Raw genomic sequence first — 11,553 nt, forward strand, 5'->3', positions numbered from 1 at the left:
CGGGCCGAACCGCCCGGATCGCGCAGGTTCCGATACCCATGATTCAAAGTCCACACGACCGCCTGCCCCGCCAGGGGCTGTTGCTGCTGGCGGCGCTTTCCCTGTGCTGGGGCGCCAACTGGCCGATCATGAAGGTGGTGCTGTCCGAGGTGCCGCCGTTCTACTTCCGCGCCGTCTGCCTGCTGCTCGGCGGCGTCGGCATGCTGGCGCTGGCCGGCGCCGGCGGCGTGCCGCTCAGGGTTCCCGCCGGGCAATGGAACCGGGTGTTCTGGCTGTCGGTGTTCAACATCACCGGCTGGAACGGGCTGATCGTCCTCGGCGTCTCGCTGCTGCCGTCGGGCCGCGCGGCCCTGCTCGGCTACACCATGCCCCTGTGGTCCACGCTGCTGTCCATCCGCTTCCTCGGCGACCGGATGACGGCGCGCTCGGTGATCGGCCTGCTGCTCGGCCTGTCGGGGATCGTGGTGCTGGTCGGCGGCAGCCTGGACGGCCTGCTGCAGGCGCCGGCCGGCGTGGTCTGCATGCTCCTCGGCGCGTGGTCCTGGGCCATCGGCGTGGTGCTGTTCAAGAAGCTGCCGGTGGCCATGCCGATTTCCGCGCTGACCGGCTGGACCATGCTCATCGGCAGCCTGCCGCTGCTCGCGCTGGCCGTGCCATTGGAGACCTCCCGCCTGACCATGCCGAGCTTCTGGCCGCTCTTCGGCATGCTCTACAACGTCTTCATCGCCTTCATCTTCTGCTACTGGGCGTGGAACCGCATCATGCAGATGGTGCCGGTGGCCGTGTCCTCGCTGTCTTCGCTGTCCACGCCGCTGATCGGCGTGCTCGGCGGCGTGGTCTTCCTCGGCGAACCGCTCGGCTGGCGGGAGATCGTCGCCTCGCTACTGATCGTCGGCGCGGTGGGCAGCGTCTCGCTCAAGCGCTGAACCGCCTTCACGAAACGGTCACGCCGGCCGGCTAGCATCGCGCTTCCGGCGGTCGGGGAAAATTCCGGTCCGGTGCAAGCCGGATCGAATTGTGCTTCGCCGCTGTCTATACTCACTCCAACGCAAGGCTTTTCCTCGGGGGGCGCGCATGTTGTCTCGCTGGGTTACCGTGGCCTATCTCGCCTATCTGGCGCTGCCGATCGCCTTGCTGTTCACCGGCTCGTTCGGCGACCTGTGGCTGAACACGCTGCTGCCGACGGGATTCACTTTCCGCTGGTACCAGGAAGTCGCCGCCGATCCGAGTTTCCGCCGGGCGTTCTCGGCCAGCCTGTCGGTGGCGCTGGCGACCTCCGCCGCCTGCCTGCTCATCGGGCTGCCGCTGGCCTACGCGGTGTACCGCACGCAGAGCGCGAAGATCCGCGCCGCCGCGCGCGTGCTGTACCAGCTGCCCGTGGCGCTGCCGCCGCTGGTGCTGGCCTTCGGCTTCATCCTGGTCTTCTCCTCGGACACGCTGCCCTGGCTCGGCAGCATCTGGCTGCTGATCGCCGGGCACATCGTGCTCTGCCTGCCGTACTTCCTGCAAACGGTGGTCGCCGACATGCAGCGGCTGGGCCTGCGCGCGCTGGAGGACGCCGCCGAATCGCTCGGCGGTTCGGCGCCGCAGCGCTTCGCGCACATCGTCGTGCCGGCGCTGCGGCATTCGATGCTGTCCGGGCTGATCGTGGTCACCGCGCTGTCCATCGGCGAGTTCCAGTTCTCGAACCTGGTCGCGGGCTTCCTCAACCGCACCTATCCGGTGGTGCTGCTGCAAGCCTTCTACGGCGCCACGGGATTCGCCTGCGCCGCCACGGTGATCCTGCTCACGCTGGCGCTCGCCGCCTCGCTCAGCGCGGCGTACTCGGCGCGCGGCGCGGCCCGCGTGTCGGTGGCGGGAGGCTGAGCATGGACGGGACGCCATCGGTGCGCATCGCCAGCGCCTCGTTCACTTATCCGGGCGGGAAGGCGGGCGTCTTCGACGTCTCGCTGGACATCGCGCCGGGCGAGCTGGTGGTGTGCATCGGGCCGAGCGGCTGCGGCAAGACCACGCTGCTCAAGCTGATCGCCGGCTTCCTGCCCTGCGCCTCGGGCCGCGTGCTGCTCGACGGCGAGGACGTCACCGGCGTGGCCGTGCGCGAGCGGCAGTGCGGCATCGTCTTCCAGTCCTACGCGCTGTTCCCGCACATGCGGGTGTGGGAGAACGTCGCCTATCCGCTGCGCGTGCGCGGCGTCGCGTCCGGCGAGCGGCGGCGCCGTGCCGGGGAAATGCTGGAAATGGTCGGGCTCGGCGGCTACGGCGAACGGTTGCCCGCGGCGCTGTCCGGCGGCCAGCAGCAGCGCGTGGCGCTGGCGCGGGCGCTGGTGTTCAAGCCGCGCGTGCTGCTCCTCGACGAGCCGCTCTCGGCGCTCGACGCGGCCACGCGCGTGTCGATGCGCGACGAGATCCGGCGCATCCAGAAGCAGCAGAACATCGCCGCGCTGCTGATCACCCACGACCAGGACGAGGCGCTGTCGCTGGCCGACCGCATCGCCATCCTGCGCGACGGCCGGCTGGTCCAGGCCGCCCCGCCGCGAGAGATGTACGACCGGCCGGCCGACGGCTTCGTGGCGGGCTTCATCGGCCGCGCCAACCTGCTCGACGGCACGGCCGCCGGGCCGGACGCCGTGGATACCCCGATCGGGCGGCTCGCCACCGCCGGCCATGCGCTCGCCGAGGGCGCGGCGGTGCGCCTGCTGGTGCGCCCGGAGAAGATCGCGCCGGTGCGCGTCGACCCGGCGGCCGGCGCGCCGGGCGAAAACGATTTTGCGGTCAGGGTGCTCCATGACCGTTTTTTCGGGGCCAGCCGCGAGGTCGAGCTCGCCGTCGGGCATGGCTTCCTGAAAATCGACACCGCCTCGCGCGAGGACATCACCCATGTCCACATCCCGCGCGAGGCGGTGCAGTTCCTCCCTGTGGCCTGAACGAAAAGAAAGGAGTTGACGATGCAAGCCAGACGATGGATTCTCGCGGCCGCGGCCGTACTGTGCGCTACCGGCGCGGCGGCGCAGACGGTGCTCGATTCGCCCGAGCTCTATGCCGGCGAAAAGACGCTCTACGAAGCGGCGAAGAAGGAGGGCATGGTGGTGAGCTTCGACACCGGCCCGACCTGGGCCAACTGGGCGGCGCAGTTCGCCGCGTTCAAGAAGCGCTACCCGGAGGTGGAGATCGTCTACAACGACCTCGGCTCGGGAGCCACCGTCGTCGCGCTGGAGAAGGCGCGCAACCGCCCGCAGGCCGACACCGCCTACTATTTCGCCGCCTCGGCCGTTGACGCGGTCAACAAGGGCGTGGTCGCGCCGTTCAAACCGGTCAACTTCGACAAGCTGCCCGAGGTGTTCCGCGATCCCGACGGGCGCTGGTTCACCATCCATTCGCTGACCGTGGCCTTCGTGGTCAACACCAAGCTGGTGAAGAACGTGCCGCAGTCGTGGGCCGACCTGCTCAAGCCCGAGTACAAGAATTCGATCGTCTATCTCGATCCGCGCTCGACGGGCGTCGGGCAGGTGCTGGCCTTCGCCGCCAACTTCGGCGCCGGCGGCGACATGAGCAACGTCCAGCCCGGCCTCGACTACCTGGGCAAGCTGCACCAGTCCGGCAACGTGCTGCGCGTGCTCGGCACCACGCCGTACGCGCAGTTCATCAAGGGCGAGATCCCGATCTGGATCTCCTACGAGAACGACGGGCTGAAGGCCAAGCACGTCGACGGCCTGGGCGACGCGGTGGCCGTGGTCATCCCGAAGGAGGCTTCGGCGGCGGCGCCCTACGGCATCAGCCTCGTCGAGAAGGGGCCGAATCCCAACGCCGGCAAGCTGTGGCTCAACTTCATCATGACCGATTTCGGCCAGGGCATTTTCGCGCAGGGGTTCGTGCGGCCGTCGGTGCCCGGCGTCAAGCTGCCCGACCCGGTGGCCGACAAGCTGCCCGCCGCGCCGCAGGTGCGCCCGCTCGACGTGCGCGCGGCGGCGGCGAAGAAGGCCGAAGTTGACAAGGGCTGGGCAGCCGCGACCGGCACGAAGTAGGTCCGGACCGATGCGGCTGCGCTCGCGTCTCCTGCTGGCCGCCCCGGCGGCGCTCTTCCTGGCGGCGTTCTTCGCGCTGCCGGTCGCCGGGGTGGCGGTCGACGCCCTGCGCGAGGGGAGCGCCGCCTTCGCCCGGGTGCTCGCGCTGCCCGCCTTCCGGGCCTCGCTGGCGGGCAGCCTGTCGCTGACGCTGGTGGCGGCGGGCGTGTTCGACCGCCGTCGGCTTCGCCGTCGCGCTGTACCTGGCGCGGCTGCCCGAGCGGCGGCGCACGCTGTATTCGCTGGTCATCGCCCTGCCGCTGACCTTCTCGGGGCTGATCGTCGCCTACGGCTTCATCCTCGGCTACGGCCGCGCCGGCTTCGTGACGCAGCTGCTCGGCTACGCCGGCTTCGATCCGGGCGCCATCGGCAAGGCGCTGTTCACCGCCTGGGGGCTGGCCTTCGCCTCGTCGTACTACCTGATTCCGCGCGTGGTGATGGGCCTGCTGCCGGTGCTGGTCAACTTCGACCGCGCGCAACTGCAGGTCGCCGAGTCGCTCGGCGCCACGCCGGGGCAGGCGCTCAGGCAGGTCCTGCTGCCGCAGGTGGCCGCGCCGCTGGCCGCCGCCTTCTGCCTGGTCGCGGCGGTGGTCTTCGGCGCCTACGGCACGGCGCTGGCGCTGGTCGGCACCCAGCTCGACATCCTGCCCCTGCAGCTGTACAGCCTGATATCCGAGTCCGGCACGGACTTCCCCGCCGCGGCGGCGCTGGCCCTGATGATCACCGCCGCGTGCGCCTCGATCATGACCGTCGGAGAATGGTTTGGAACCCGCCATGAACGCCATCTATAAACTCAACCGCGCCCTCGGCCTGCTCTTCGACGCGCGCGGCCGCTGCTTCGATCCGCGGCAGCGCACCTGGAACGCCTCATCGTCAACGGCCATCGGCGAGCCCGTCGACGGCCGCTCCGCCACCGCCTGGCTGCAACGTGAGAGCCGCTTTCCGGTGCGCGTCCCGGTCGGCGTGATCGGCCCGCGCGAAGCCTCCGACGCGCAGCTCGCCGCCGCCGAGGCGGTCGGCCGGGGGCTGGCCGGCATGGGCCTGACGGTGATCTGCGGTGGGCGGCACGGGGTGATGGAAGCCGTCTGCCGCGGCGTCTCCGCCGGCGGCGGCACCAGCGTCGGCCTGCTGCCCGACGCCGACCCGTCGTTCGCCAATCCCTACGTTGACGTGGTCATCGCCACCGGCATCGGCGAGGCGCGCAACGCGCTGATCGCGCGCGCCGCGCTGTGCCTGGTGGTCGTCGGCGACAGCTTCGGCACGCTCTCGGAAGTGGCGCTCGGCCGCCAGTTCGGCAAGCGCGTGATCGGGCTGGAAGGCGCGGCGCGCGTCGAAGGCGTCGAGCACGTCGAATCGGTCGAACGCGCGCTGGACGAAGTGGCGCGCTGCGCGCTGGCGATCTGAACCGCCGCGCGTCCGCCGGGCGCGGTCCGCGTTGCCGGCGGCTGCTCCGGATTTGACATCGGCGTATTCAAAACGCTTGGCCTGGAGCGGGGAGAGCGGCTACCATCGCGCCCATGCACGAAATCAGCCGATCGACAAGAATCCACGAGGGAGTAGCGATGCGAGGTTTTCTGCGGGCCTGCGGGCTGGCGGTGTGCGTTTTCGCCGGCCTGGCCGCCGGCATGGGGCGGGCGGCGGCCGAGCCGGAGATGGAGGGTGCTCCGCGCGCGGACGATCACGCGGCATGCGTGTCGCATCGCGCGCAGGTCCATGCCCGGACCGAGGCGGGGAGCCCGGCCGAGGCGATGGCCGGCGAGATCGCCGCGTTCCAGTCGCTGTCCGAGGAGGCGCTGGCGATGCGGGCGCAGGCGATTGCGCTGTACCACGAGCTGCGCGAGAAGGATCGGCGCGGCGAGCCGTTTTCCGGAGACGATCTCCTGCGCCTGAATCGCGGCGCGGCGGCGATGCTGGAGCAGCGCGAGGCCCTGCTCGCGCTCGCCATGGCGCATGAATGCTGGATGGACGATCCGCGTCCGGCCGACGCGGTCGAGGCGCGGGTGCAGGCGTCCGGGATCGCCCTGTCCTTGTCCGCCGCCCTGCTGCTTTATGACAACTATCTTTCCGCGATCGCGCTCTATCGCGGCGATCACGCCCTGCGCCGGCATCTCAATCGCGCCGACAAGGCGTTCGGCCTGCAGGAGGGCCGCCTGAACCGGATCGCCCTGTCGTTCGCCTCGCCGCAGAACCGCGCCCGCGTGCGCCGCGCCATCCGCTGGTTCGAGGAGCGGGGCTACGGCGACGCCGATGGCGACGAGGGGTATCGCTATCTGGTACAGCTCATCGAGCAGAGCCCCGCGCGCAACGCCGTGCGCGAGGCGCAGCCGGTGCGCTTCGTCGGGCGCCTCGCCGGCTTCTTCTCGGTGGCCAGCCTCGACACCCTGATGGAGTTGAAGGATCAGGGCGTCTTCGTCCCCAGCATGCTGTTCGGCAACGCCGTGGGACTGGTGGAAAGCCGGCGCGGCAAGCTCGACGGGCAGCCGGAACTGGAGGCGCAGGTGGGCGGCGCCCTGCGGGCCGGCGACATCCTGCTCGAAAAGACGCCGTTCCGCCTGACGGACAGCTTCATTCCCGGACATTGGGGGCACGTGGCGATCTGGATCGGGACGCCGGGCGAATTGCGCGAACTCGGCATCTGGGAGCATCCGGTCGTGCGCAGGTACCACCGGGAGATCGAGGCCGGCCGCAGCGTCGTCGAGGCATTGCGCTCCGGCGTGAAGATGAATCCGCTGCGGCACTTCATGAACATCGACGATCTGGCCGTGCTGCGCGAGCCGGCGTTGCCCGCGGCGCAGCGCGCGCAGGTGATCGTGCAGGCGCTGCGGCAGGTCGGCAAGGGGTACGACTTCAACTTCGACGTCGTGTTGACCGACCGGATCGTCTGCTCCGAGCTGGTCTACCACGTTTACAGCCACCACCAATGGCCGACCGCCCGGCATCTCGGCCGGGTGACGATCAGCCCGGACAACGTCGCGTTGCGCGCGCTGCCCGGCGACGTGCTCGACGTCGTGCTGTTGTTCCACGACGGCCGGGCGGTCAACGGCGACCTGCCGGGCTTCATGGCCCGGCTGTTGAAGAAACCGGCCGAGGGCGGCCGGGAGGTGATGGCGCTGTCCGGCCGGTAGGGAAGAATCTGCGGACTACCCGCCGGCGCCAGGCCCAGGTACGCTGATCCGCGCTTTCGCCGCGCCGCCTAAGGCTGCACCTGATCGATGACGAGGCGGACGTTCTGGCTGCCGACCGGCGTCTTCTCCGCCACGCCGAACAGGTCGCCACTCGAGCGCGTGGCCATGCCGGCCCGGGCGATGCGCGCTTCGAGCGCGACCGCCGCCGCCTCGGAGAGCTTCTGCCCGCCCTGCATGGCCGTCGAGTCGTCGAGGCGGAAGCGGAACGGCAGGTCGGCCACGGTCACGCGCAGCACGGCGAGCGGCATGCGCGACGAGCCGTCCGCCGGGCGGGCGAAAATGAACACCGGGTCGTTCGGCTGCACCTGCGCCGCGAGCTTGCCGCTCAGGATGACTTCGCCCGAGATGGTCTTGGCGGCGGCCTGCGGGAGCGTTTTGGCGGCCGGCTTGCCGCCCTGGGCGGCGAGCAGCTCCTTCGCCTGGTCAACCGCGGCGCCCAGCGTGCGCGCGTCCTGCGAGTCGGGCTCGACCTTCAGCAGCAACCGTCCCCAGTAATCGACGACGGCGGCGTAGTCCCGCCGCTCGTTGGCCGACTGGCCGGCGACGAACAGCGCCATCGCCTCGTCGGGGTTGGCTTTCAGCGCACGGGCGATCAGTTCGTCGGGCTTGCCGGCGAATTTGCCGCGGGCTTCCGCCAGCGCCTCGGCATATTCGGCGAGCAGCACGGCATCGCCGTCGAGCGCCGCCTCGGCGCGGCCGAACGCTTCGGCGGATTCGGCGGAACGGCCGAGCGCCTTGTACGAGCGGGCGAGTATGACCCACCCCTGCATGTCGTCCGGGTTGGCCTTGAGCCGGTCGACCAGGCGCTGCAGCAGCGCGTCGATTTCCTGCGGGCTCATGCGCGCCTGCGTGTGCGCCGGGTCCAGCCCCTGCGGGGTGCCGAGCGCGGCGTACCCCGCAGCGGCGGCGAGCGGGACGGCGATCAGCAGGGCGAGCGCGGTGCGCTTGCCGCCTGCAGCCGGGGCGGCAACCCGCGCCGGCCGGTCCGCCGGCTCGACTTCCTCCAGCAGGCGGCGCTGCAGTTCGCGCCGCGCCTGTTCGAAGTCGCTTTCGTTCAGCGAGCCCTCGGCGCGGCTGCGTTCGAGTTCGCGCAGTTCGTCGCGCAGGATGTCCAGGTTGGCCTGCCGGCGGTCGACGGCCGAGGTCGCGGCGTCCTTGCGCAGCAATGGGCGCAGCAGGATGGCCAGCACGGCCAGCAGCAACAGGCCGGCGGCGAGGAGGAATCCGGTCGGTCCGCTCATGGCCGCGGCTCGTCGGAATGCAGCAGTTTTTCGGCCTCGCGCCGCTCGGCCTCGCTCAGCGGCCGGTCGTCGATGGCGCGCGCGCGCCGGCGCAGGAACACGAACAGCCCGCCGACGCCGACGGCGAACAGCAGCGCCGGCCCGAACCACAGCAGCAGGGTGGTGCCCTTGAGCGGCGGGCGGTAGCGCACGAAGTCGCCGTAGCGGCTGACCATGAAGTCCATGATCTCGGCGTCGCTCTTGCCGGCCTGGATCATGCCGCGGATTTCGCGGCGCAGGTCGTGCGCCAGCTCGGCGTTGGAGCCGGCCAGCGATTCGTTCTGGCAGACCAGGCAGCGCAGTTCGGAGGAGATCGCGTTGAGCCGCTTCTCGGCCGCCTCGTCCTGCGCCAGCGGCGCGGCCTCCCTGGCGTGCAGGGGGAGCGCGAGCAACAGCGCGGCCAGGAGGCCGCCGAGCAAGCGCCGGAAGGATATCGTGCCGATCATTTGTTCAGCTCCGCGACGAGCGGCAGGATCTTGCCGGAGAAGACGTCGGGCGTGATCGGCCCGATGTGCTTGAGGCGGATCACGCCGGCCTTGTCGATGACGTAGGTTTCCGGCACGCCGTAGACGCCGTAGTCGATGCCCACGCGCCCGTCGAGGTCGAGCACGGACAGCGCGTACGGATCGCCGTGGCGCTTGAGCCACGCGCCGGCCCGGTCGATGGCCATGCCTTTCTCGCTCTCGGCGGAAATCTTGTCCATGTCGAAGCCGCCGTCGCCGCGTACTTCCTTGTAGTTGAGGCCGACCAGGGTGATCGCCTTGTCCTTGGCGATCTCGACGAGGATCGGGTGCTCCTGCCGGCAGGAGACGCACCACGACGCCCACACGTTGAGCAGCCATACCTTGCCCTGCATGTCCCTGGGCGAGAAGGTCTGCTCCATGGCGCCGAGCCTGGGCAGCGCGAACGCCGGCGCCGGTTTGCCGACGAGCGGCGAGGGCACCTCGCGCGGGTTGAGCCGGAGCCCGACCGCGAGCAGTAAAACGAGGACGACGAAGCCGACCAGCGGCCAGACGAAACGGTTCATGCGCGGGCCTCCCGGGCGTTGGCGGCGACGGTTTCCTGCCGGACGACGCGATAGCGGCGGTCGCTCATGGCCAGCAGGCCGCCGAGCGCCATCAGCACGCAGCCGCCCCAGATCCAGTCGACGAAGGGCTTGAAATAGACGCGCACCACCCAGGCGCCGTCGGGGCGCGCCTTGTCGATCGGCTCGCCGAGCGAGACGTAGACGTCGCGCAGGATGCCGACGTCGATCGCCGCCTCGGTCATCGGCATGCCCGAGGTCGGGTAGATGCGCTTCTCCGGCAGCAGCTTGCGTTCGCTGCGTCCGTCGCCCCCGTCACGAATGAGGTCGAGGTCGCCGACCAGCGCCGTGTAGTTCGGCCCCTTCTCCTGGCGGATGCCGTTGAACTGGAAGGTGTAGCCGGCCAGCGCCACGGTGTCGCCGACCTCCATCTTCACGTCCTTTTCCTGCTGGTAGCCGTTGACCACGGCCACGCCGATGACGAAGGCCGCGACGCCGGCGTGCGCCAGATGCATGCCGAGGAAGCTGGCCGGCTGGCCGGCGAGGCCGGCCAGGAAGGACTGGCCGCCGCGCGTGGCCTGCACGCGCTGGACGATGTTGAGCAGGCCGGAAAGGACGATCCACGCGGCGAGCAGCAGGGCGAGGGCGACCAGGGGCTTCCACTCGCCGAGCGCGAACGGCGCGGCGACGCCGACCACGGCGGCGCTGGCGAACGCCCAGCGCAGCACGCGCGCCAGCTCGCCCAGGCTGGCCTGCTTCCAGCGCGCGAACGGCGCCACGCCGACCAGGAACAGCGCCGGGATCATCAGCGGCGCGAACACCGCGTCGAAGTAGGGCGGGCCGACCGACAGCTTGCCCAGGCCCAGCGCGTCGATCAGCAGCGGGTACAGCGTGCCGAGCAGCACCGAGCCGCAGGCCACCACCAGCAGCACGTTGTTGGTGAGCAGCAGCGATTCGCGCGAGACGAGGCCGAAGCGCCCGCCCAGCCCGACCTTCGGCGCGCGCCAGGCGAACAGCGCCAGCGAGCTGCCGATGACAGCGACCAGGAAGGTGAGGATGAAGATGCCGCGCGTCGGGTCGGTGGCGAAGGCGTGCACCGAGGTGAGCACGCCCGAGCGCACCAGGAAGGTGCCGAGCAGCGACAGCGAGAACGCCGAGATCGCCAGCAGCACGGTCCAGTTCTTGAAGCTGCCGCGCTTTTCGGTGACCGCCAGCGAGTGCACCAGCGCCGTGCCGACCAGCCAGGGCATGAACGAGGCGTTCTCCACCGGGTCCCAGAACCACCAGCCGCCCCAGCCGAGTTCGTAGTAGGCCCAGCCGGAGCCGAGGGCGATGCCGAGCGTCAGGAAGATCCAGGCGGCGGTGGTCCACGGCCGCGACCAGCGCGCCCAGGCCGCGTCGAGCTGGCCCGAGATCAGCGCGGCGACGGCGAAGGCAAAGGCCACGGAAAAGCCGACGTAGCCCATGTACAGCATCGGCGGGTGGATGACCAGGCCGGGGTCCTGCAGCAGCGGATTGAGGTCGCGCCCTTCCTCGGCGCCGGGCAGCATGCGCTCGAAGGGGTTGGAAGTGAGCAGGATGAACAGCAGGAAGCCGGCGGTGACCAGGCCGAGCACGGCGATCACGCGGGCCACCATGGCGTCGGGCAGGGCCTTCGAGAAGGCCGCGACGGCCAGCGTCCACAGCCCCAACATCACCACCCACAGCAGCAGCGAGCCCTCGTGCCCGCCCCATACCGCGGCGATGCGGTACTGCAGCGGCAACTGCGTGTTCGAGTGCTGGGCGACGTAGAGCACGGAAAAATCATTCTGCACGAAGGCCGCCATCAGGCAGCCGAAGGCGACCAGCAGCAGCAGGTTCAGCGCGCCGGCGGCCGGGCGCGCCAGCGCCATCCAGCGCGCGTTGCGCGACTGCGCGCCGACGAGCGGCAGGGTGCCCTGGGCGAGCGCCACGCACAGCGCGACGATGAGGGCGAAATGGCCGAGTTCGGGAATCATCTTGGT

The 11,553-nt window shown here is 70.4% G+C and carries 11 protein-coding genes; 7 read left to right on the forward strand and 4 right to left on the reverse strand.

Translation table 11 applies throughout. The features are described 5' to 3' along the window. Window positions 1–38: 38 nt before the first annotated feature. From QM701_RS13330 to QM701_RS13360, 7 genes are all read left to right on the forward strand, one after another. The gene (locus QM701_RS13330; protein ID WP_415167536.1) at window positions 39–926 is read left to right on the forward strand and encodes a DMT family transporter; all 888 of its coding nucleotides are present in this window, start codon (window positions 39–41) and stop codon (window positions 924–926) included. A gap of 148 nt (window positions 927–1,074) precedes the next feature. Beyond that, complete coding sequence (locus tag QM701_RS13335; RefSeq protein ID WP_415167537.1) at window positions 1,075–1,866, forward strand: ABC transporter permease; 792 nt, start codon at window positions 1,075–1,077, stop codon at window positions 1,864–1,866. Window positions 1,867–1,868: 2 nt separating this feature from the next. After that, window positions 1,869–2,924 carry an ABC transporter ATP-binding protein gene (locus QM701_RS13340; RefSeq protein WP_415167538.1) on the forward strand — a complete coding sequence of 352 codons (1,056 nt, stop codon included), beginning with the start codon at window positions 1,869–1,871 and terminating at the stop codon, window positions 2,922–2,924. Between the two features lie 21 nt (window positions 2,925–2,945). Beyond that, window positions 2,946–4,022: an extracellular solute-binding protein gene (locus QM701_RS13345; RefSeq protein WP_415167539.1), complete on the forward strand. Its 1,077-nt coding sequence runs from the start codon at window positions 2,946–2,948 to the stop codon at window positions 4,020–4,022. Between the two features lie 281 nt (window positions 4,023–4,303). Continuing rightward, window positions 4,304–4,852: an ABC transporter permease subunit gene (locus tag QM701_RS13350; RefSeq protein WP_415169394.1), complete on the forward strand. Its 549-nt coding sequence runs from the start codon at window positions 4,304–4,306 to the stop codon at window positions 4,850–4,852. Then, entirely contained in the window at window positions 4,836–5,465 is a 630-nt protein-coding gene (locus tag QM701_RS13355; RefSeq protein ID WP_415167540.1) for a hypothetical protein, read from the forward strand. The genes QM701_RS13350 and QM701_RS13355 overlap by 17 nt, the downstream gene beginning before the upstream one ends. 158 nt (window positions 5,466–5,623) lie before the next feature. Next, entirely contained in the window at window positions 5,624–7,186 is a 1,563-nt protein-coding gene (locus tag QM701_RS13360; RefSeq protein ID WP_415167541.1) for a YiiX/YebB-like N1pC/P60 family cysteine hydrolase, read from the forward strand. Window positions 7,187–7,254: 68 nt separating this feature from the next. Here QM701_RS13360 and ccmI read toward each other — a convergent pair whose 3' ends face one another. The 4 genes from ccmI to QM701_RS13380 are packed head-to-tail and all read right to left on the reverse strand — an operon-like array spanning window position 7,255 to window position 11,547. Further along, window positions 7,255–8,487 carry a c-type cytochrome biogenesis protein CcmI gene (ccmI, locus tag QM701_RS13365; protein WP_415167542.1) on the reverse strand — a complete coding sequence of 411 codons (1,233 nt, stop codon included), beginning with the start codon at window positions 8,485–8,487 and terminating at the stop codon, window positions 7,255–7,257. After that, window positions 8,484–8,972 carry a cytochrome c-type biogenesis protein CcmH gene (locus QM701_RS13370; protein ID WP_415167543.1) on the reverse strand — a complete coding sequence of 163 codons (489 nt, stop codon included), beginning with the start codon at window positions 8,970–8,972 and terminating at the stop codon, window positions 8,484–8,486. Before QM701_RS13370 ends, ccmI begins: the two co-directional genes overlap by 4 nt. Beyond that, entirely contained in the window at window positions 8,969–9,553 is a 585-nt protein-coding gene (locus QM701_RS13375) for a DsbE family thiol:disulfide interchange protein (protein WP_415167544.1), read from the reverse strand. Before QM701_RS13375 ends, QM701_RS13370 begins: the two co-directional genes overlap by 4 nt. Further along, window positions 9,550–11,547 carry a heme lyase CcmF/NrfE family subunit gene (locus QM701_RS13380; RefSeq protein WP_415167545.1) on the reverse strand — a complete coding sequence of 666 codons (1,998 nt, stop codon included), beginning with the start codon at window positions 11,545–11,547 and terminating at the stop codon, window positions 9,550–9,552. Before QM701_RS13380 ends, QM701_RS13375 begins: the two co-directional genes overlap by 4 nt. Window positions 11,548–11,553 lie beyond the last annotated feature (6 nt).

The sequence above is a fragment of the Propionivibrio sp. genome, assembly GCF_047602565.1.
Lineage (GTDB): Bacteria > Pseudomonadota > Gammaproteobacteria > Burkholderiales > Rhodocyclaceae > Propionivibrio.

Excerpts from the sequence above, each read along its gene's own strand:
- QM701_RS13330 (WP_415167536.1), top strand. The coding sequence starts at position 39 with ATGATTCAAAGTCCACACGACCGCCTGCCCCGCCAGGGGCTGTTGCTG.
- QM701_RS13335 (WP_415167537.1), top strand. The coding sequence starts at position 1,075 with ATGTTGTCTCGCTGGGTTACCGTGGCCTATCTCGCCTATCTGGCGCTG.
- QM701_RS13340 (WP_415167538.1), top strand. The coding sequence starts at position 1,869 with ATGGACGGGACGCCATCGGTGCGCATCGCCAGCGCCTCGTTCACTTAT.
- QM701_RS13345 (WP_415167539.1), top strand. The coding sequence starts at position 2,946 with ATGCAAGCCAGACGATGGATTCTCGCGGCCGCGGCCGTACTGTGCGCT.
- QM701_RS13355 (WP_415167540.1), top strand. The coding sequence starts at position 4,836 with ATGAACGCCATCTATAAACTCAACCGCGCCCTCGGCCTGCTCTTCGAC.
- QM701_RS13360 (WP_415167541.1), top strand. The coding sequence starts at position 5,624 with ATGCGAGGTTTTCTGCGGGCCTGCGGGCTGGCGGTGTGCGTTTTCGCC.
- ccmI (WP_415167542.1), bottom strand. The coding sequence starts at position 8,487 with ATGAGCGGACCGACCGGATTCCTCCTCGCCGCCGGCCTGTTGCTGCTG.
- QM701_RS13370 (WP_415167543.1), bottom strand. The coding sequence starts at position 8,972 with ATGATCGGCACGATATCCTTCCGGCGCTTGCTCGGCGGCCTCCTGGCC.
- QM701_RS13375 (WP_415167544.1), bottom strand. The coding sequence starts at position 9,553 with ATGAACCGTTTCGTCTGGCCGCTGGTCGGCTTCGTCGTCCTCGTTTTA.
- QM701_RS13380 (WP_415167545.1), bottom strand. The coding sequence starts at position 11,547 with ATGATTCCCGAACTCGGCCATTTCGCCCTCATCGTCGCGCTGTGCGTG.